The organism is Actinoplanes sp. NPDC020271, from assembly GCF_044388125.1.
Lineage (GTDB): Bacteria > Actinomycetota > Actinomycetes > Mycobacteriales > Micromonosporaceae > Actinoplanes.
In genome coordinates this window covers 34214-52736 of the sequence record NZ_JBIRWQ010000020.1, presented here as the reverse complement: position 1 = coordinate 52736, position 18523 = coordinate 34214, and the positions used below count along the sequence as shown (strand labels likewise).

Annotated in this window: 17 protein-coding genes; 6 read left to right on the top strand and 11 right to left on the bottom strand. The window is 71.8% G+C overall.

Annotated elements, in window-relative coordinates:
• Positions 1-379: 379 nt before the first annotated feature.
• Positions 380-2047 (bottom strand): DEAD/DEAH box helicase, encoded by a 1668-nt coding sequence (locus ACH442_RS33770; protein WP_396342114.1) that lies wholly within the window; start codon positions 2045-2047, stop codon positions 380-382.
• A 157-nt stretch (positions 2048-2204) separates the two neighbouring features.
• Between ACH442_RS33770 and ACH442_RS33765 the strand changes: the two genes are divergently transcribed.
• Complete coding sequence (locus ACH442_RS33765) at positions 2205-3056, top strand: sigma-70 family RNA polymerase sigma factor (RefSeq protein WP_396342113.1); 852 nt, start codon at positions 2205-2207, stop codon at positions 3054-3056.
• Between the two features lie 98 nt (positions 3057-3154).
• On the opposite strand, the gene ACH442_RS33760 is transcribed toward ACH442_RS33765, so the two are convergent.
• A complete protein-coding gene (locus tag ACH442_RS33760; protein WP_396342112.1) occupies positions 3155-3673 on the bottom strand; it encodes a hypothetical protein in 519 nt (172 codons plus the stop codon).
• Positions 3674-3838: 165 nt separating this feature from the next.
• On the opposite strand from ACH442_RS33760, the gene ACH442_RS33755 reads away from it, so the two are divergent.
• The gene (locus ACH442_RS33755) at positions 3839-6139 is read left to right on the top strand and encodes a HelD family protein (protein WP_396342111.1); all 2301 of its coding nucleotides are present in this window, start codon (positions 3839-3841) and stop codon (positions 6137-6139) included.
• A 16-nt stretch (positions 6140-6155) separates the two neighbouring features.
• Here the strand turns inward: ACH442_RS33755 and ACH442_RS33750 are convergent, their stop codons facing one another.
• Together ACH442_RS33750 and ACH442_RS33745 are read right to left on the bottom strand one after the other, a co-directional pair.
• The gene (locus ACH442_RS33750; protein ID WP_396342110.1) at positions 6156-6872 is read right to left on the bottom strand and encodes a class I SAM-dependent DNA methyltransferase; all 717 of its coding nucleotides are present in this window, start codon (positions 6870-6872) and stop codon (positions 6156-6158) included.
• A gap of 84 nt (positions 6873-6956) precedes the next feature.
• The gene (locus tag ACH442_RS33745; protein ID WP_396342109.1) at positions 6957-7880 is read right to left on the bottom strand and encodes a sigma-70 family RNA polymerase sigma factor; all 924 of its coding nucleotides are present in this window, start codon (positions 7878-7880) and stop codon (positions 6957-6959) included.
• A gap of 205 nt (positions 7881-8085) precedes the next feature.
• Between ACH442_RS33745 and ACH442_RS33740 the strand changes: the two genes are divergently transcribed.
• Positions 8086-8586 (top strand): DUF456 domain-containing protein, encoded by a 501-nt coding sequence (locus ACH442_RS33740; protein WP_396342108.1) that lies wholly within the window; start codon positions 8086-8088, stop codon positions 8584-8586.
• Between the two features lie 209 nt (positions 8587-8795).
• On the opposite strand, the gene ACH442_RS33735 is transcribed toward ACH442_RS33740, so the two are convergent.
• Both ACH442_RS33735 and ACH442_RS33730 read right to left on the bottom strand, forming a co-directional pair.
• Positions 8796-10040 (bottom strand): D-alanyl-D-alanine carboxypeptidase family protein, encoded by a 1245-nt coding sequence (locus ACH442_RS33735; protein ID WP_396342107.1) that lies wholly within the window; start codon positions 10038-10040, stop codon positions 8796-8798.
• Positions 10037-10468 (bottom strand): hypothetical protein, encoded by a 432-nt coding sequence (locus ACH442_RS33730; RefSeq protein ID WP_396342106.1) that lies wholly within the window; start codon positions 10466-10468, stop codon positions 10037-10039. Before ACH442_RS33730 ends, ACH442_RS33735 begins: the two co-directional genes overlap by 4 nt.
• 200 nt (positions 10469-10668) lie before the next feature.
• On the opposite strand from ACH442_RS33730, the gene ACH442_RS33725 reads away from it, so the two are divergent.
• On the top strand, positions 10669-11019 hold the full coding sequence (locus tag ACH442_RS33725; RefSeq protein WP_396342105.1) for an Lsr2 family protein: 351 nt from the start codon (positions 10669-10671) through the stop codon (positions 11017-11019).
• A gap of 77 nt (positions 11020-11096) precedes the next feature.
• On the opposite strand, the gene ACH442_RS33720 is transcribed toward ACH442_RS33725, so the two are convergent.
• The 4 genes from ACH442_RS33720 to ACH442_RS33705 all read right to left on the bottom strand — a co-directional run bounded on the left by ACH442_RS33720 (position 11097) and on the right by ACH442_RS33705 (position 14226).
• Positions 11097-11978, bottom strand: coding sequence for an LLM class flavin-dependent oxidoreductase (locus tag ACH442_RS33720; protein WP_396342104.1), 882 nt, complete (start codon positions 11976-11978; stop codon positions 11097-11099).
• Positions 11979-12056: 78 nt separating this feature from the next.
• Positions 12057-12524 carry a MarR family transcriptional regulator gene (locus ACH442_RS33715; protein WP_396342103.1) on the bottom strand — a complete coding sequence of 156 codons (468 nt, stop codon included), beginning with the start codon at positions 12522-12524 and terminating at the stop codon, positions 12057-12059.
• A 77-nt stretch (positions 12525-12601) separates the two neighbouring features.
• A complete protein-coding gene (locus tag ACH442_RS33710) occupies positions 12602-13744 on the bottom strand; it encodes a PP2C family protein-serine/threonine phosphatase (RefSeq protein ID WP_396342102.1) in 1143 nt (380 codons plus the stop codon).
• A gap of 86 nt (positions 13745-13830) precedes the next feature.
• Positions 13831-14226, bottom strand: coding sequence for an ATP-binding protein (locus ACH442_RS33705; RefSeq protein WP_396342101.1), 396 nt, complete (start codon positions 14224-14226; stop codon positions 13831-13833).
• Positions 14227-14356: 130 nt separating this feature from the next.
• On the opposite strand from ACH442_RS33705, the gene ACH442_RS33700 reads away from it, so the two are divergent.
• Together ACH442_RS33700 and fgd are read left to right on the top strand one after the other, a co-directional pair.
• Positions 14357-16156 (top strand): sigma-70 family RNA polymerase sigma factor, encoded by a 1800-nt coding sequence (locus ACH442_RS33700; RefSeq protein WP_396342100.1) that lies wholly within the window; start codon positions 14357-14359, stop codon positions 16154-16156.
• 10 nt (positions 16157-16166) lie between these two features.
• Complete coding sequence (gene fgd / locus ACH442_RS33695) at positions 16167-17159, top strand: glucose-6-phosphate dehydrogenase (coenzyme-F420) (protein ID WP_396342099.1); 993 nt, start codon at positions 16167-16169, stop codon at positions 17157-17159.
• A 28-nt stretch (positions 17160-17187) separates the two neighbouring features.
• Here the strand turns inward: fgd and ACH442_RS33690 are convergent, their stop codons facing one another.
• A complete protein-coding gene (locus ACH442_RS33690; RefSeq protein WP_396342098.1) occupies positions 17188-18348 on the bottom strand; it encodes a glycosyltransferase family 2 protein in 1161 nt (386 codons plus the stop codon).
• Positions 18349-18523 lie beyond the last annotated feature (175 nt).

The following is an 18523-nucleotide window of genomic DNA, read 5'->3' as shown; positions in this document are numbered from 1 at the left end:
GCAGGCAGCCACCGATGGCGACTCCGGCGCACGTGACCAGGACGGCTGTCACACCCGCTCCCGGGCGAAGGGCGGTCGGCAGGCCCAGCAACCGGCCCGGGTCGTGATGATGGCGTAGCCGCCGTCCCGATGCCGGCCACGCCGGACGAGAGGTCGACCCGTCCGGCCACGCCGGACGAGAGGTCGACCCGTCCGCGGATGCCGCCGTCAAGGTCATGGCACCGGGCGTCGACGTGGTCATGGTCGAACCATCGGCCGGGGCCGCCCGAACTTGCGAACGCCGTGGCCGGACGCTGACGGAGCCGGACGCCGCTCAGTCGTCCCTCACTCGCCGTTCCGGAGCCGGCACGGTGCCGGCTCCGGAATCGGGAAGCTCAGGTCAGCGGCCGGAGCGTCGGCCGCCCGCGCGAGCGGAGAACGCGGCCGCGCCACCCCCGGCCGGCCGGGGCTGCGGAGCGGCGCCACCGGTCCGGGCCTGCCCGGACCGCCCACTGCCGTTGCTGTTTCGCGGCGCCGGGGACGCGGACCGTTGCCCGCCCCCGTCAGCCGCGGGACGCCGCCGTCCCGAGGCCGGCTTGTCGGCCCCGGGCGCGTGCCCGGCGGAGTTGCCCCGCCGTCCACCGGCCCCCGGAGCGGAGTCGCGACCGCCCGCAGCGGCAGCACCGCCACGACCGCCGCCGACGTTGTCACGGCCGCCGGAGGTAGCGGCTCGACCGCCTCGTCGTCCGGACTCAGCCGCGCCGGCACTGGACGTGGGCGCCGAACCACCCGACGAGCCCGAGCCGCGACCACGACCACCACCACCACCACCGCGGCGCCGCCCGCTGCCGTCACCGGAGTCGGACTCCGGTGCGGCGGACGCGGACTGCGGAGCCGGCGCGACGAACGTCCGCTCGCCCGGCGCGAGTTCCGCGAGCAGCGCGTCCCCGGGCCGGACCCGCCGGGTCGCCGGCCGGATCCCGGCTTTCCGGGTGAGGTCCCGCACGTCGGCCTGCTGGTCGTCGGTCATCAGCGTGATGACGGTGCCCCGCGCCCCGGCCCGGGCGGTACGCCCCGACCGGTGCAGGTATGCCTTGTGCTCGACCGGCGGATCGGCGTGCACCACGAGCGCCACGTCGTCCACGTGGATGCCGCGCGCCGCGATGTCGGTCGCGACCAGGGTCGGAGCGGTCCCGTCGGAGAACGCCGACAGGTTCCGGTTCCGCGCGTTCTGCGCCAGGTTGCCGTGCAGTTCGACGGCGGGCACCCCGGCGGCGATGAGTTGCCGGGTGAGGACTTTGGCCCGCCGCTTGGTGCGGGTGAAGACCACCGACCGCCCGGGCGCCGCGAGCAGCTCGACCAGGACCGGGAACCGGTCGTCGGGCTGCACGTGCAGCACGTGGTGGTCCATCTCGACGGGCGCCTGCGCGGCCGCGTCCACGTGGTGCGTGACGGGTTTGCGCATGAACTGCTTGACCAGGACGTCGATGCCGTTGTCCAGGGTGGCCGAGAAGAGCAGGCGCTGCCCCCCGGCCGGCGTCTGCGACAGCAGCCGCCGGACGACCGGCAGGAAGCCCAGGTCGGCCATGTGGTCGGCCTCGTCGAGCACGGTGATCTCGATCGCGTCGAGCGACGCGTGCCCGTTGCGGATGTGGTCGTCGAGCCGGCCCGGGCAGGCGACGAGGATGTCGACGCCCTTGCGCAGCGCGGCGATCTGTGGGTTCGCCCCGACGCCACCGAAGACGGTGAGCGTGTTCAGGCCCATGGCCTCGGCGAGTGGGCGCAGCGACGCCTCGATCTGGGTGGCCAGCTCGCGGGTCGGCGCAAGGATGAGGGCACGCGGACGGCCCGGGCGACGCGGTGACTTCTTCGCAGAGAGCCGCGTCACAACGGGCAGGACGAACGCGTACGTCTTCCCGGATCCGGTCCGCCCGCGCCCGAGCAGATCGCGCCCGGCGAGCGAATCAGGCAGCGTCGCCGCCTGGATCGGGAACGGTGTGGTGATGCCGAGTTCGGCGAGCGCGCCGGCCAGTACGGCCGGGACGCCTAGCTCGATGAACGAAGTCAAAGGGGGTAACTCTCCGTAGGTCAGGTGCTGATCATCCTACCGGTCACCCATGGCAACCACGCTGCACCCGTTAGGGAACCACGTAGCACTCAGCCTCGCAGATCTTTTTCCTCAGCGCCGGACGCCCCCACTCCGGCCGGTACTGAGGAGACCCCTGATGAACGGTGAGGCGCCTGCCGTCGATCGGCGTCGCGAGGACATCGTGCGAGCGAACATGCCGCTCGTCGGGCACCTGGTCCGCGAGATGCTGGCCCGGGTCCCCGCCCACGTGAACCGCGACGATCTGCTGTCCGCCGGCTATGCCGCTCTGGTCGCGGCCGCCCGCGGTTTCGACGCGGAGCGGGGTGTGCCCTTCCCGCGGTTCGCCGCCGCCCGGGTGCGCGGCGCGCTGCTGGACGAGTTGCGTGGGCTCGACTGGGCGAGCCGCTCGGTGCGCCAGCGGGCCCGGCGGACCGACGCGGCCCGCGAGGAGCTGACCGCCGAGCTCGGCCGGACCCCGACCGTGCAGGAGGTCGCGGAGCGGCTCGGCTGCACGGTCGAGGACATCGAGCACGCCGAGGACGACGTGCACCGGGCCACGGTGTTCAGCCTGCAGGGTTTCGCGACGGCCACGGCTGACGACATCGTCACCGAGCCGGGCGCGGGGCCGGAGGAGATGCTGATCCGCCGGGAGCGGGTCGGCTACCTGCGGCATGCGGTGGAGGCGTTGCCGGAGCGGTTGCGCGTGGTCGTCCAGGGCTACTTCTTCCAGGAGCGCCCGATGGCCGAGATCGCCGCCGAGCTGGGTGTCAGCGAGTCCCGGGTGTCGCAGTTGCGGGCCGAGGCGCTGGTGCTGCTGCGCGACGGGCTGAACATCCACCTGGATCCGGCGATGGCCGCCGAGAACCCGCCGAAGGAGGGTTGCGTCGCGCGGCGCCGGGCCGCGTACTACGACCGGATCGCGAGCCGCGGCACGTTGCGCAGCCGGCTCGCGCTCACCGGCCCGGACGGCATCCCGGTGGCCGCCTGAAGTCCTGGCAGGAATGCGGGGGCCCGTCGCGATTCGCGGCGGGCCCCAAAAAACTTTTCCCGGCCCCGGAACCCGCCATTCGGTACGCCGTGAGCGCGCTACTGATTGTTGGCGCAGGTGCCGGCCTTCTTCTGGGCAGCGATCGCCTTGGCCGCCCCCATCTTGTAGAGCGCCAGTCCCTCGGCCGCCGGCTCCAGCTTCCACGCGTCCTTCTCGTAGACCATCGTGTACGACTGCGCCGCGACGAGCTGCTTCGCGATCACGATGGCCTTGTCCGTGCCCTCCATCCGGGCACTGGTCAGCTGGATCGCCAGCCCCTTGCGCGAGCACGCCTGGTTCAGCTTGACGTAGTCGTCCTTGCTGATCGACTGCTTGCCGGCCGCGGTGTACATGTCCCAGGCGCCGGCGAAGTCGCCCCCGCTGAATCGATCGAAAACGGTCTGCGCGGCGTTCTTCGCGCCGTCGATGGTCTTCGGCTCGGGGCCACCGCCGGCGGCCGCGGCGGCGTTGCCGGCCGGGGCGTCGTCGTCGGAGGAGCAGGCGGAGGTGACACCGAGGGTGGCGACTGCGGCAAGGGCGAGGACGGCGATACGTCGGTACGGGGTGTTGATGTCCATGGCCTGGTTAATCCCGGCACGCGGTCACGCGTAACGGCTCCGGCGTGTCCTGACGGCTTCCTGACAGTCCCCGTCGACCCCGTAACTCGGCTGGCCGTGGGCTATTCTGGTCGTTTGCCGTAAACAGAAAAGGCAACCAATCAGAATTGGTTGCCAGCGGCCGGAATGATAGCACGAAAAGGGGCGATTTTGTCAAGCTCGAACGCCGACGTCGATTCCGAGCAGGCGTACTTGACCGCGCTCTACCAGCGGCTCGACCAGCTGCGTGAGCAGGCCGACAGCCGGCTCAAGGCGATCCTGCTGGAAGCCGGCGGCACCCCGCAGGGCCGCACCCAGCGCGAGGCCACGCGTGCCCACTACGCGGAGCAACTCGCCCAGATGAATTCCGTCGAGAACGGCCTCTGTTTCGGCCGGCTCGACTACGCGACCGGATCGAATCAGTACATCGGCCGGATCGGTCTCTTCGCCGAGGACCGTGACCAGGATCCACTTCTGGTCGACTGGCGCGCCCCGGCGGCCCGGCCGTTCTACCTCGCCACCGCGGTCAACCCGGAGGGGGTCACCCGGCGGCGCCATCTGCGCACCCGGGGCCGCACCCTGACCGGGGTCGACGACGAGGTGCTGGACCTGGAGGCCGGCGACGGCACCGGCCGGGAGGACGTGACCGGTGAGGCCGCACTGCTCTCGGCGCTGACCGCGAACCGGACCGGCCGGATGCGCGACATCGTCGAGACCATCCAGGCCGAGCAGGACGAGGTGATCCGTTCCGGTCTGGCCGGCGCGCTGGTCGTGCAGGGCGGGCCGGGCACCGGCAAGACCGCGGTCGCGCTGCACCGCGCGGCGTACCTGCTCTACACCTACCGCCAGCAGCTCACCAAGTCCGGCGTGCTGATCCTCGGGCCGAACCTCACGTTCCTGCGCTACATCTCCCAGGTCCTCCCGTCGCTGGCCGAGACCGGCGTCCTGCTGGCCACGCTCGGCGACATGTTCCCGGGGGTGCGCGCCCGTGGCCACGAGCCGGACGAGGTCGCCCTGATCAAGGGTGACGTCGACCTGATGCTCCCGGCCCTGGAGAACGCGGTCGCCGACCGGCAGACCGTCCCGGCGGCGTTCGCCGAGGTCGACCACGACGGCTACCCGCTGCGGGTGGAGCGCGCGCTGATCGAGGACGCGCGCGCCGTCGCCCGGCGGTCCGGCCGGCCGCACAACGTGGCCCGGGCGGTCTTCGTCACCGAGGCGATCCACGCGCTGTCCCTGCAGATCGCCGAGCGCATCGGCGCCGACCCGCTCGGCGGGGAGAACCTGCTCTCCGAGGCCGACCTCGCGGAGACGCGTCGTGAGCTGCGGGAGGACATCGACGTACAGCAGATGCTGTTTGATTTCTGGCCGGTGCTCACGCCGCGGCAGGTGCTGCGTGATCTGCTCACCGACGCTGACCGGCTGGAGTCGGCGGGTCTTCCGCCGTCGCTGCTGCGGGACCGGGAGGCGCGCTGGACGCCGGCCGACGTGCCGCTGCTGGACGAGCTGGCCGAGCTGCTCGGCGTGGACGACACGCTGAAGAAGCGGGAGGCGGCCCGGGAACGGGAGGCCGCGATCGACTACGCCGAGGGCGTGCTGGAGATCGTCGAGGGTTCCCGGTCGCTCGACTTCGAGGACCAGGAGGAGGAGATCCTCTCCGCGATCGACGTGGTCGACGCGAGCGCGTTCGTCGAGCGGCACGAGGTGATCGACACCCGGACCGCGGCCGAGCGGGCCGCCACCGACCGCACCTGGATGTTCGGTCATGTGATCGTCGACGAGGCGCAGGAGCTGTCACCGATGGCCTGGCGGCTGCTGATGCGCCGCTGCCCGAGCCGCTCGATGACCGTGGTCGGCGACGTCGCGCAGACCTCCGAGCCGGCCGGTTCGACCAGCTGGGAGCAGGTCTTCGAGCCCTACGTGGGGCAGCGCTGGCGGCTGGTCGAGCTGAGCGTCAACTACCGCACCCCGGCCGAGGTGATGGCCGTCGCCGCGGACGTGCTCGCCCAGGTCGGCCCGTCGCTGAAGCCGCCGCGGTCGGTCCGCTCGGCCGGCGTCACCCCGTGGGCGCGGCGCGTGCCGGCCGAAACGCTCGCCGAGGAGCTGATCGCGGACGTCCGTAAGGAGGCCGCCGCCGTCGAGTCCGGCCGTGTCGGCGTCCTGGTCCCGGCGCAACTGCAGGAGAAACTCGGTGCCGCCCTGGTCGCGGCGGTCCCCGGCGCGGCCGTGGGGGAGCAGCCCGACCTGCTCAACCAGGTCGTCCTGATGACCGTCCGGCAGGCGAAGGGCCTGGAGTTCGACTCCGTCCTGGTGATCTGCCCGGACGAGATCGTCGCCGAGAGCCCGCGCGGCCTGTCCGACCTCTACGTGGCGGTCACCCGGGCCACGCAGCGGCTCGGGGTGCTGCACACCGCGCCGCTGCCGCCGGTGCTCTCCGCTCTGGCCTGAGGCTGATCGGTCCCGGTCAGGGGCGCGCCTTCGTGATGAAGACGTTCTCCCGGCCGGGCCGGTCCGGCGCGTCCCGGACCTCGAGAACGTCAAATCTCGCCGCACGCAACGAGTCCTCGATCTCCTCCCGGGACCGGAACCGCAGCGTGGAGTCGGACGTCAGCACGGTCCCGTCCTCGAAGCCGAACTCGTAGCGGAACGAGACCAGCGGCAGCCGCACCTCGCCGAGCGCAAACCGTCGATCCACCACGCCGACGCCCGGGATGTCGAGACTCCCGGCGTTGTACTCCGCCCATTCCTCCCAGCCGCGGAACTCCGGCCGCCGCGCCTCGAAGACGAAGTGCCCGCCCGCCCGCAGCGCGCCCCGGACCCCGCGCAGCGCCGCCGCCCAGTCCTCGTCGGAGAGGAAGACCTGCGCCACGTTCCCGGTCATCAGGGCCAGATCCGCGTCGAGCGCGGGCAGCTCGTCGGCGGCCGCGTGCAACCACTGGACCGTGGACGACTTGGCCCGCGCCACCGCGAGCGACGCCTCCGCCGGGTCAGCTCCGAGCACCGGGTACCCGAGGCCGGCGAGCACCGTCGCCAACGTCCCGGTCCCGCATCCGACGTCGACGATCCGTTCCGGTCGCAACGAGTCGACGATCGCCACGTAGGCCGGAAGGTCGCCCCGGTCGCTGTCGAAGGCGTCGTAGAGCGGCGCAAGGCGAGGATGGGCAAAGTGTGCGTCCGGCATGCTGACGAATCAATCAGTCCGCCCCATGGAACGCCATCGAATAAAGACCGAGGGGCCCGGCGCGAGCCGAGCCCCTCAGTACGGTCAGGCAGCGACCGCCGGACGCGTCCCGCGACCGATCGCGGTGTGCCCGTGGCTGTTGGTCATCGCCAGCCGGCTGTGCATGGTGGTGTTGTTCGCGATGCTCGCGTAGTACGACGCGCGCCGACGGGCCGTGATGCTGTCCGGGTTCTCCGGGACCGGCGCCATCTCCGGGTCGAGGTGCGTGTTCAAGCCGTCGCGCAGCAGCGACAGCGCTTCGGCGCGCAGCTGCGACACCCGCGACTCGGTCACGCCGAGGTCCTTGGCGATGTCCGCCATCGGGCGCTCCTGCAGGAAGTACTCGGTGACCACGGTCTGCAGCCGCTCCGGCAGCGAGCCGATCGCGTGGTGCAGGTAGCCGATCTGCTCCCGGCGCAGCAGCATCTCCTCCGGGCCCGGGGTGCGCTCGGTCACCAGGTCGTCGGCGCTGCTGGTGGTGAAGCCCTGCAGCGACAGGACGGTGGCGCGCTGCACGTCGGTGTCGGTCTGGTGCAGCTCGGTCGTGGTGGTGCCGAGTGCCTGCGCCAGCTCCTCCGGCGTCGGCGTCCGGCCGAGGCTGGTGGCCAGGTTCTGGCGGGTGGTCTCGGTGTTGCGGGCCTTGGACCGCACCGAGCGGGTCGCCCAGTCCAGCGAGCGCAGCTCGTCGAGCAGCGCGCCGCGGATCCGGGTGCCGGCGAAGCGGTGGAACGGCACGCCGCGGTCGGCGTCCCAGCCGCGGGCGGCGGTGACCAGCGCGTGCAGACCGGCACTGGTCAGGTCGTCGCGGTGGATGTGGTTGGGGATCCGGCTGAGCATGTCCCGCACCAGGTGGCCGACCAGCGGCATGTGCGTGCGGATCAGCTCCTCCTGCTCGCGGGCGGTGAGCACCGGCGTGGCGGAAGCGGTGTCGGCGGCGAGGTCGGCAGCGGTCGTCACGGTGCTGGTCATGTTCGTTTCCCCCGGTTGTTCGTCGGCGCCCTGGCTGGTGGCACCGGCTGACAGGAAGAAACTTTGAAGCCCGGAAGGTGCAGGAAAAGGTCACGCACAGTTGCGTGCCGGTTGCTGTGGAACTGGTTCCCCGGGACGCCCGTGTCGATCGGCGGCGCACGCCCCGGCTTGAGACTTTCCGTGGGTCTGCGGCAGGGTGGGCCGCATGGATCTGAGCGACAGCGGCAACGCCGTCACCGTCATCGCCGGGGTGCTGATCGTCGCCGGAGTGTTCGGGGTGATCCTGCCGATCATCCCCGGGCTGCTGCTGAGCTGGAGCGGCGTACTGCTCTGGGCGCTGCTGTCCGACGCCGGGGGAGCCGCGAAATGGGTGGTCCTGGCGGTCGCCACGGTGATCACCGCGCTCGGGACGGTGGTCAAGTTCCTCTGGCCCGGCCGCAAGCTGAAGGACTCCGGGGTGCCCCTGCCGAGCCTGCTCGCCGGTGGCGTACTCGGTCTGGTCGGCTTCTTCGTCGTCCCGGTGATCGGCCTGCTGCTCGGTTTCCTGCTCGGCATCTATGCGATGGAGGCGATGCGCCTCGGCACCGACCAGGCCTGGCCGTCGACCCGCCGCGCGCTTGCCGCCGTCGGCCTGTCCCTGCTGGTCGAGTTCGCCGCCGCCCTCGGCGTAGCCGTCGTCTGGGTCTTCGGGCTGATCACAACCTAGATCAAATTCACTGTTGCCGGTCTCCGCCGGGGTCCGGGCCGTCGCTCCCGCGGGGACCCTTCCGGTCCTCGCAGGGCCGTGGCCGGCCCAGGACGCGAGGCCCGCAAGGGCGGCGTCCGTGGGTGGTTCCGCTCAGAGCACCGAACCCGTCCACAGCTCCCACCTGTGGCGAAGCCCCGCCCGTCGCAGCCCGCGACGGGGCCGGCGGGTCAGGAGCTCTGTTCGCGGGCGATGCGGCGCCGGCGGCGCTGGGTGAGCACCAGCAACAGCGGGATCCCGGCGAGCACCACCGCCGCCGTGGCCGCGGCCGGCACGGACAGGCCACCGGACTTGCTCGCCGGCTCCGCGGCCACCCCGGCTCCGCTGCCGGTGGTCGTCTTCTCCGGGGTCGCGCTCGAGGCCTGCGCCGACGCCGCGACCTCGTCGGGCGTCACCAGGTGGCCGACCGACGAGCCGGCCGGCTGGGCGAAACCCCAGTCGAGCAGCGCCGCGCCCTGCTGCCAGCCACGGATCGGCTGGGCTTCCGCGCCGAGCAGCGTGACGACCAGCCGCCGCCCGTTGCGCTGCGCCGCACCCACGTAGCTGTGCCGGGCGACCGTGGTGAACCCGGTTTTCCCGCCCATCGCGCCCGGGTAGTTGTAGATCAGCTTGTTCTCGTTCTGGAACTGGAAGCCGCCGACCTTGCGGGCCGGCTGGGCGGGCATCTGCGCGGACCTGGTGAGCACGTATTTCCGGAAGTCCGCGTTGGCGAAATCCACCCGGGCGATCAGTGCCAGGTCGTACGCGCTGGTGAATTGCCCTTTGCCGTCGAGGCCGGACGGCGTGACCGCATGTGTCTGGTAGGCGCCGAGCGACGCCGCCTTGGCGTTCATCGCCGCGACGGTCTTGGCGACCCCGTCCGCGCCGCCCCCGCCGGCCATCCGGGCCAGCGCGTTCGCCGCGTCGTTGCCGGAGTTCAGCAGGAGGCCGAGCCAAAGCGTGGCGACCGGGTAGGTGCCGCCGACCACGATCCCGACCGCTGAACTGTTCACCTCGATGTCCAGGTCACTCTGGACGATCTTGACCTTCTGCGCCGGGTCGAGTTTGTCGATCGCGGTCGCCGCCAGCAGTGTCTTCTGCACGCTGGCCGGGGTCTGGTAGACGTGCGGCCCGCAGGATCCGAGCACCGCGCCGGTGTCCAGGTCGGCGACGATCCAGGTGGTCGCGGTGACGGCCGGTGGCTGTTTCGCCCCCGCCGGAATGATCAGCCCGTGGGTCGCCAGGTCGTCGCCGCCGACCTTCATGGCTGTCGGGTCGTCGGCCGGCGGGACCGGACGCGGCGGGGCGCTCGGCTTGGCGATCTTCGGATGCGGGCAGGGGATCTCGGCGGCCGCGGCCGGGCTCCCGGGGAAGGTGATCAGTGTCGTGGCAAGCAAGCTCGCCGTGAGGGCGGCGGCGATCCGGCGTGTCGTCACGGCCAGCGGGCTCCCGCTTCCAGTCGGCGTTCCAGCAGATGCTCCAGCGGCACGGTTTCGCCGTCACCGCCACCGGCGCCCACGATCAGGCGCGGCATGCTCGGCGACACCTCGGCCCCGGTGAACCGGGCGCGCAGTGAGGCCGGGACGGTGAGCACGTAATACTCCCCGTCCTCGCCGACGGCGACGGACCGGTTGGACTTCAGATACCACCCGCGGGCCCGGGTCTTGTAGGTCCACCGGCCGTCGTAGGTGGTCGCGGTCAGCGCGTGCGGGGCGAGCCCGCGCTCGCCGGCCCGGCGGACGAAATCCTCGAGCAGGGTCGCGGCGTGGCGGGCCTCGGCGGTGCGCCCGGCCTCCAGTGCGGCGGCGCGCCCGGCGACGGCCTGACGGTGGTGCGCCAGCCAGTCGGCGTGCTCGTCCTGCATGGCGCCGACCCTAACGTGAGAGCCCGTCCGGAGGCCAACCGGGCTTTCTCAGGATTCTGTGCTAATCCTCTCGGCACATTCTGATAAGGCGCCGCGCAAGGGGAGCGAAAAGAATTGCCGGATCGTGCCGGGGAGTTGCGCGGCATGCCGTTCGGGGGCCAGACTGTGCGCGGGCGAATTGATTTCTCTCGGGAGTCGTTATGGCGCGGCAGGTAATCACCACCCTGATCGACGATCTGGACGGCAAGAAGGCGGATCGCACCGTCGAGTTCAGCCTCGACGGAGTCAGCTACACGATCGACCTTTCCGAGGCCAATGCCGGAAAGCTGCGCAAGGCGCTGGATCCGTACATCAACGCGGGAACGCGTCTGGGCCGGACGTCCGCGGGCCGCATCCCGGGGCGTGGCGCGGCTCCGGCTCGCACCGCGGGTTCCCGCGACGAGAACCGGCTGATCCGCGAGTGGGCCATCGGCAACGGGCACAAAATCTCCGAGCGGGGCCGCATTCCGCAGGAGGTCAGCAACGCCTATCGGGCGGCCCACGGCCGCTGACCCTCAGGTTCTGTCCCGCGTGATCCGCGGGACAGAACCTACCGGCGAAATTGCGCTTCCGTCCGAATTGGATGGTTTCAAATAGTCGCGCGCAGGCGCGGCAGCTCGACGGCCACCGCTTCCAGTACCTTCTCGTCGCCCGCATACCAACTGGACTGCCGTGGCCAATGCGTGATCACGTCGGTGAATCCCAGGGCGGCCGCCCGCCCGGCTGCTTCCTGGAACGCGTCCACACTGCTCATCGAGAACACCGGTGACGAGTCGAGATTGAGGTATCGGTCGACCGTTTCCGGGGCCCGTCCCGCGTCGGCGAGGGCGGCTTCGAAACGGTCCCGGCTCTCGGCGACCACGCGCCACCATTCCTCGACGGTCTCGGCCTGCGGGCCGGTGGTGACCCAGCCGTCGCCGTGCCGGGCGGCCAGTCGCAGCGCGCGCGGCCCGTTGGCGGCGATCACGAACGGCGGCCGGGGTTGTTGCAGCGGCCCCGGGATGCTGCGCGCGTCGACCGCCGAGTAGAACGAGCCGGACCACGTGGTCGACGGCTGCGTCAGGATCGTGCCGAACAGTTCCAGGAACTCGGCGAACCGGTCGACGCGGGTGCGCGGGCTCAGTTCCGTCCCGCCGAGCACCGCCGAGTCGAACCCGATCCCGCCCGCACCCAGCCCGAGCAGCAGCCGGCCGCCGGAGATGTCGTCCAGCGCGGTCGCCTCCCGCGCGAAGTGCACCGGGTGCCGGAAGTTGGGTGTGGCGACGTACGTCCCGAGTTTGATCTTTTCGGTGACCATGGCCGCCGCCGTGAGCGTCGGGACCGCGTCGAACCACGGGCCGTCGATCAGGTCACGCCAGCCGAGGTGGTCGTAGGTCCAGGCGTGGTCGAAGCCGAACTCCTCGGCCAGGCGCCACCGCTTGGCCGACTCGGACCAGCGCTGATCAGGAAGAATCACGATGCCGAAACGCATCGGGCCAGCCTAGATCCCGCACTCTGCCGGCCCGGAAGGCGGCCGGGTCGCGCTTCCGGCTGGTTCGCCGGGGTGGTCTCAGGCGCTGCGGAGATCGTCCCCGGCGGTGGCCGCGGCGGAATCGGCGGCGGCGGCCTCGAAGGCCCGCAACGCCCGCACCAGGTCCTGCCGGGCACTGACCGGCATCCGCTCCAGCACCTCGGTCAGCGCGGCCCGCCGATGTTCCCGCAGGTCGGCCAGGAGCCGCCGGGACGCGGGGGTGAGCAGCAGCCGAACCTCGCGCCGGTCCCGCGGGTCGACGACCCGGCGCAGCAGCCCGGTCGCCTCCAGCCGGTCGCAGAGCCGGCTGGCCGACGACGGCACCACGTCGAGGGCCTCCGCGAGGCGGCTCATGTTGGTGTGCCGGTTCTCCGCGACGATGGTCAGGACGCGCAACTGGGCGGGTGGAATGACCGGTGCCTGGGCGAGACGGGCCCGCTCCAGGACAGCGGCCAGCGACTCCACCGACGACTCGATAGCCGCGGCCACATCGCTGGCGTACTCCATGGTGTTCCCCGTCGCGAGGTCACGGATCCCGTGTACAAAGAACCTCGAACTACCCACCGTCGACCGCACCAAACCTGTCAGCGGCGCCAATCCAGGCACACCGTGACAGCGTCGTCCTCCGGCTCGTGGCCCTTGTGAAACTCACGCAAGCTTCGCATCACCGTACCGACCGCCTCCCCGGCGGGCTGCAACCTAGTCCGGCGCAACGCTGTGAGCAGCGCAGACTCGCCGAAGGTGGTGCCACCGCCGGGTGCCGCGGCGTGCACGCCGTCGCTGACCACGAGCAGCCGGTCGCCCGGTTCCAGCCGGAAACGCTCGATCTCGTAGCGCGCCTCGCCGAACATGCCGAGCGGCAACTGCTGCTCCAGGCGGACCTGGTCGATCGCACCGGCCCGGCCGACCAGGCAGTGCGGGGAGCCGGCGTCGACGGCGTCCACCCAGCCGCTGATCAGATCGACCTCCAGGAGCAGGGTGGCCGCGTGCAGGCTGCCGCCGTATCGGCTGTGCAGCGCGTCCGAGGCGAGTTCGGCCTGCTCGACGAGGTCGGAGCCGCAGCGCCGGGCGTTGCGCATCGCGTTCACCGCGGTCGCCGTCAGCAGGGCCGACTCCATGCCGTCGCCCGCGCCGTTGAGCACGGTGATCGTGAGCCGGTCGCCGAGCAGGGACCAGTCGAAGTGGTCGCCGCGTACGTCGTACGCCGGCTCCAGCAACCCGGCCAGCTGGAACCGCTCGTCGCCGAGCGAGCGCCCGGGCAGCAGATCCCACTGCAGTTCGGCGGCCATCGTGGGCCGTTCCAGGCACTGTGCCCGGCGGTAGCGGTCGGTGATCCGGTCGGCCGCGCGCAGGGCCACCGCCAGTTCGTCGGCGATGACGTGCAGTTCGTCGGCCTGTTCCGGCTCGGGGCGGGCGGGCAGCTCGACCCGGAGCACGCCGAGCCGCTCCCCCCAGCAGGCGATCGGCAGGTGCAGGCGGGCGCGCCCGGTGATGTCGGTCTCGGTGCCCGGTCGCTGGCTGGCGAGGCAGCGCAGGGCGCCGGGGTCGCTGTCCGGCTCGGGCGGGCCGGTCAGCGGCACGAGTCTTCGCAGGGTGAGGTCGGTCACCAGCACCTCGGCGTGGTCGACCGCGAAGTGCCGGCGTAGATGCTCGGCGATCACTTCCGGCAGACGGTCGGGCGCCGCGGCGCGCAGCAGCGCACCGACGGGGACCGGTCGGTCGGACACCTGGACTCCTCTCGGGAACAATATTTGTTATACGGCAAATAATTGTCCCACGGGTAGTTCGCCACGACCGCGGGGCGGTGTGACCGTCAGGCGAAAGACTTCTCGAAGTGGATCAATGAACCGGTCCGCGGGCTCGACTGCATGCGCACGTTCTCGGCCAGCGCCCGGATCAGGAACAGCCCACGCCCGTGCTCGCTGGCGGCCGGCACCGGCGCCGGGGTGGCACCGGGCTCGAAGCCCTGGCCGCCGTCGACGACGTCGATCGAGCAGCGGTCCTCGCCGACGTCCAGACGGACCTCGAACGCGTCCGCGCCGGTGGCGTGCTTCACCACGTTGGCGCAGGCCTCGGTCAGGGCGATCTCCAGATCGGCGCCGGCCTGCCCGTCCACCTGGAGGGTGCTCAGCGCGCATCGCAGCAGCCGGCGCACGGCGGGAACGCTGTCCACCTCGCGGGGAAGGTTGAGCCGAACCGACATACGCATGACATTTTCTGTGCCCGATCGGCTCGGGAGCTAACCGTGCGGTGGGACACCCGATCGCGGATTCGTGTTATCCATGTTCCTCGCGCCCGTCTCCCTACCTGGCGCCCGGCGCCGGAGGAAAGGGCAGAAGATGGCGAACCAACCCGACACCGCCACGGTGGTGGCCGCGCGAGCCGGCGACCCGGCCGCGGTGGACCGGCTCGTGGCCGGTTATCTCCCGCTCGTCTACACCATCGTGGGCCGGGCGCTGGAGGGGCACGCGGACGTCGACGACGTCGTGCAGGAGACGATGATCCGTGTCCTGCGCAACCTCGGTGAGCTGCGCGAACCCGAGGCGTTCCGCTCCTGGCTGGTGGCGATCACGGTGCGCCAGGTGCGCGACCGGTTCCGGCTGCGCAACGCCGCGCCGGACACCCCGCTCGACCCGGACCTGCGCGACCCGGGCGCCGACTTCACCGACCTGGCGATCACCCGCCTGGAACTCTCCGGCCAGCGCCGGGAGACCGCCGAGGCGACCCGCTGGCTCGACGAGGAGAACCGGGAGCTGCTCTCGCTCTGGTGGCTGGAGGCCTCCGGCGAGCTGACCCGCGACGAGATCGTGGACGGCACCGGCCTGAACCGGCAGCACGCCGCGGTCCGCATCCAGCGGATGAAGGCCCAGTTGGAGACGGCCCGCGCGGTCGTCCGGGCGCTGCACCGCCACCCGATCTGCCCCGAGCTGGCCGTGGTGATCGAGCCGTGGGACCACCGGCCCAACGCGCTCTGGCGCAAGCGCATCGCCCGGCACACCCGCGAGTGCCGGCTCTGTGCCCCGGCCTGGCAGGACCTGGTCGCCGCCGAGCGCCTGCTGGCCGGCATGGGCCTGCTCGTGCCCTCCTCGGTCCTCACCGCCGGACTGACCAAGGGCTCCGCGTCCGTCGTGAGCGGCAAGGCCGTGGCCGGCAAACTGGCCGTCAAGGCGGGCGTCGGCGTCGCACAGAAGGTGCTGGTCACGGCGGTGGCGGTGACCGTGGTCGGGGGCGGGGCGGCCGCGGCCCTCACGCTGACCGCCGACACCGAGCCGGCGCCGGCCGCCCCGCAGGTGATCGCCGCGCCGTCCCCGTCGACGCTGGTGCTGCCGCCGTCACCGACGCCCGCCGGCACGTCGCCCACGCCGAAGAAGTCGTCCGCGAAGCCGGTCGTCCCGGTCACGGAGATCTCGGCCAAGAAGGGCGTCGGGGTCTGGAAGTTCACCGGCTCGAAGGCGGCCCTGAAAGACGTGGGCGCCGGCTGGTACTACGACTGGGCGTCGCAGAACAACGACATCCCCGGCCCGGCCGGCGTCGAGTTCGTGCCGATGATCTGGGGCAAGCAGAACGTCACCAGCGCCACCCTCAAGGAGGCCAAGTCCGAGGGCAAGGTTCTGCTCGGCTTCAACGAGCCGGACATGGGCGGGCAGGCGAACCTGAGCGTGGCGGAGGCCCTCGCCGCCTGGCCGCAGTTGCAGGCGACCGGGATGCGCCTGATCAGCCCGGCCGTGGCGTACGGCGGGGACACCGCCGGTGGCTGGCTCGACCGTTTCATGACCGGCGCGAAGGCGAAGAACCTGCGGGTCGACGGGATCGCCCTGCACTGGTACGGCTCGGACTTCAGCGCCGCCTCGGTCAACCAGTTCCTCGGCTACGTCGACGCGGTCCACAAGCGGTACGACAAGCCGATCTGGATCACCGAGTTCGGCCTGATGAACTTCTCCGGCACCCCGAAGTACCCGACCGACGCGCAGAAGGTCACGTTCATCAAGGGCGCCACCGCGGGCCTGGAGAAACGGTCGTTCGTCGAGCGCTACGCCTGGTTCGGTCTCCCCGCGGTCGGCGACAGCGTGGACTTCGGGCTCTACGAAGACGGGGACAGCCCGACCGAGGCCGGGAAGGCGTACCGCGCCGCGGGCTAATGTGAGTTTCATGATTCGGTTCGGGTACAAGGCGTCGGCGGAGCAGTTCGCGCCGGCTGAACTGCTCAAGTACGGGATTCTCGCCGAGGAGCTCGGCTTCGACTCGGTCTTCGTCAGCGATCACCTGCAACCGTGGCGGCACGACGGCGGCCACGCCCCGGCCGCGCTCCCGTGGCTCGGGGCACTGGCCGCGCGGACGGAGCGGATCCTGGTCGGCACCAGCGTGCTCACGCCGACGTTCCGCTACCACCCGGCCGTGGTCGCGCAGGCCTTCGCGACCCTGGGCTGCCTCGCGCCGGGCCGCGCGATCCTCGGCGTCGGCTCCGGCGAGTCGCTCAACGAGGTGCCGCTGGGCACGCAGTGGCCGGACGGCAAGGAGCGCTTCGCCCGGCTCAAGGAAGCGGTCCTGCTGATCCAGAAGCTCTGGGCCGAGGACCGGGTGACCTACGAGGGTCAGTTCTACAAGACCGAGAACGCCACGATCTACGACAAGCCGTCGTCGCCGGTCCCGATCTACATCGGCGCCTCCGGGCCGGCCGCCACGCGTCTCGCCGGCCGGATCGCCGACGGTTTCATCACCACCAGCGGCAAGGGGCACGCGCTCTACACCGACACGCTGCTCCCCGCGGTCAAGGAAGGTGCCGAGAAGGGCGGCAAGAAGATCGACGACCTGGACCTGATGATCGAGGTCAAGGTCTCCTTCGACGACGACCTCGACCGTGCCCGCAACGACACCCACTACTGGGGTGCGCTGGCTCTCTCCCCGGAGGAGAAGACCGGCGTCGAGGACCCGGTCGAGATGCAGCGTCTGGCCGACGCCCTGCCGGTCGAGCGCACCGCGACCCGCTGGATCGTCTCCTCCGACCCGGAGGAGCACGCCGCCAAGGTCAAGGAATACCTCGACATGGGCTTCAACCACCTGGTCTTCCACGCGCCGGGGCCGGACCAGGAGCGCTTCCTGCGCCTCTACTCCACCGAGATCCTGCCGCGCCTGCGCGGCTGACGCCTCCCCGGCCGCCCGGCACCTGCGCCTATCGGTCCGGGTTGCCGGGCGGCACGGCCCGCAATTTGCCCGTACGCGACGAGCCGTCCCCGGCACCCTCCCCGTTGATCACCCGGAGGTTGGGCCGGCCCTGCACCCGCCGGCGACCGTCTCCGACGTCCTGACCCTGGTTGTCCCGCCACTGCCGGCGCACGGTGGTGGCCTCGCCGAGCGTGCGCCCGTCGACGGGACCGGCGTGCCGGCGTGCACCGAGGCGCCGTTCGCCGCCCAGGGGCACGGTCGACGCCCCCGGCGCCGGGGGAAGGTCTCGCCGGCGGGCGCCCGGCTCCCTGTTCGTACCGCCGAAGCCGGGGTGGAGAGGGACGCCCGCCGACAACGCCTCGGAACCGGCGCGCGCCGTCATCGCCGCCCGGGTCCGCGCGCCGGGACTGATCGGCCCGGCGTCGGTCCCGGTGCGGGTCAGGGACTCGGGCGCGGAGTCCCGCCCGGTCATCACCACGATGCTGGACGCCTCCGGCCTCCGGGCCGACCGGCGCCGGGCGACGTACTCGCCGAGCAGTGCCCGGACGGCCTCCACCAGGCCGGCCTGCGCCGACGGCGCCGTCCGCGGGTGGGCCGTCGCGGGCACCTCGGTCACGAACAGCCCGTTCGCGGCCGCGCGCACGGTCAGCAGCGGTTCGATCTCCACCCCGTCGCCGCGGACCGTCTCGATCCCGGAGACGCGCGGGAAACCGGCCGAACCGGCGGCGTCCCGCCAGAACGCCCGGAACCCGAAGCCCGGGTCGCTGCGCCGGACGCCGAACAGCACCGCCATCAGCCACAGCACGATACGCGCGCCGAGCCGGGACGTCCGCCCGCCGGCCAGGTCGCGTCCGTTGCCGCGGAACCGGCTGCCCTGCGCGACGTCCGCGCCGTCGAGCAGCGCCCGCACGTATCGCGGCAGCTCGGCCGGCTCGCACCCGCCGTCACCGGGCATCGTCACCACGACGTCACCGATGCTCGCCGCGACCCCGCAGGCCAGGGCGTTGCCGACCCCGGTCCGCGTCTGGCGGATCACCCGGGTCGCCCGGGGCGGCGCCGTGGTCGTGTCGCCGTCGCGGCCGACCACCACGATCACCTCGTCGACCGCGGGCAGGGCGGCGAGCAGGACCGGCAGCGCGGCCGTCCCCGCCGGGATGACAACGCTCACCGACGGTGACGAGGGACGGAGTGGTGGGACGGGCATTTGTGGCGGCTCCCCAGGTCGGGTGCGGTGCTTCGGCACGAAGCTACCGGCTGGCAACCGGCTGGCAACTCGTCGGTTCGGTGGATCACGATCAACTTCGGGGCGGGTCGGGCTCGGTCGGGTGCGGTCACCGTCCGTA

Bases quoted from the DNA above. Each gene is read 5' to 3' on its own strand.
- ACH442_RS33765 (WP_396342113.1), top strand. From the start codon at position 2,205: ATGAACGGTGAGGCGCCTGCCGTCGATCGGCGTCGCGAGGACATCGTG.
- ACH442_RS33760 (WP_396342112.1), bottom strand. From the start codon at position 3,673: ATGGACATCAACACCCCGTACCGACGTATCGCCGTCCTCGCCCTTGCC.
- ACH442_RS33755 (WP_396342111.1), top strand. From the start codon at position 3,839: ATGATAGCACGAAAAGGGGCGATTTTGTCAAGCTCGAACGCCGACGTC.
- ACH442_RS33750 (WP_396342110.1), bottom strand. From the start codon at position 6,872: ATGCCGGACGCACACTTTGCCCATCCTCGCCTTGCGCCGCTCTACGAC.
- ACH442_RS33745 (WP_396342109.1), bottom strand. From the start codon at position 7,880: ATGACCAGCACCGTGACGACCGCTGCCGACCTCGCCGCCGACACCGCT.
- ACH442_RS33740 (WP_396342108.1), top strand. From the start codon at position 8,086: ATGGATCTGAGCGACAGCGGCAACGCCGTCACCGTCATCGCCGGGGTG.
- ACH442_RS33730 (WP_396342106.1), bottom strand. From the start codon at position 10,468: ATGCAGGACGAGCACGCCGACTGGCTGGCGCACCACCGTCAGGCCGTC.
- ACH442_RS33725 (WP_396342105.1), top strand. From the start codon at position 10,669: ATGGCGCGGCAGGTAATCACCACCCTGATCGACGATCTGGACGGCAAG.
- ACH442_RS33720 (WP_396342104.1), bottom strand. From the start codon at position 11,978: ATGCGTTTCGGCATCGTGATTCTTCCTGATCAGCGCTGGTCCGAGTCG.
- ACH442_RS33715 (WP_396342103.1), bottom strand. From the start codon at position 12,524: ATGGAGTACGCCAGCGATGTGGCCGCGGCTATCGAGTCGTCGGTGGAG.
- ACH442_RS33705 (WP_396342101.1), bottom strand. From the start codon at position 14,226: ATGCGTATGTCGGTTCGGCTCAACCTTCCCCGCGAGGTGGACAGCGTT.
- ACH442_RS33700 (WP_396342100.1), top strand. From the start codon at position 14,357: ATGGCGAACCAACCCGACACCGCCACGGTGGTGGCCGCGCGAGCCGGC.
- fgd (WP_396342099.1), top strand. From the start codon at position 16,167: ATGATTCGGTTCGGGTACAAGGCGTCGGCGGAGCAGTTCGCGCCGGCT.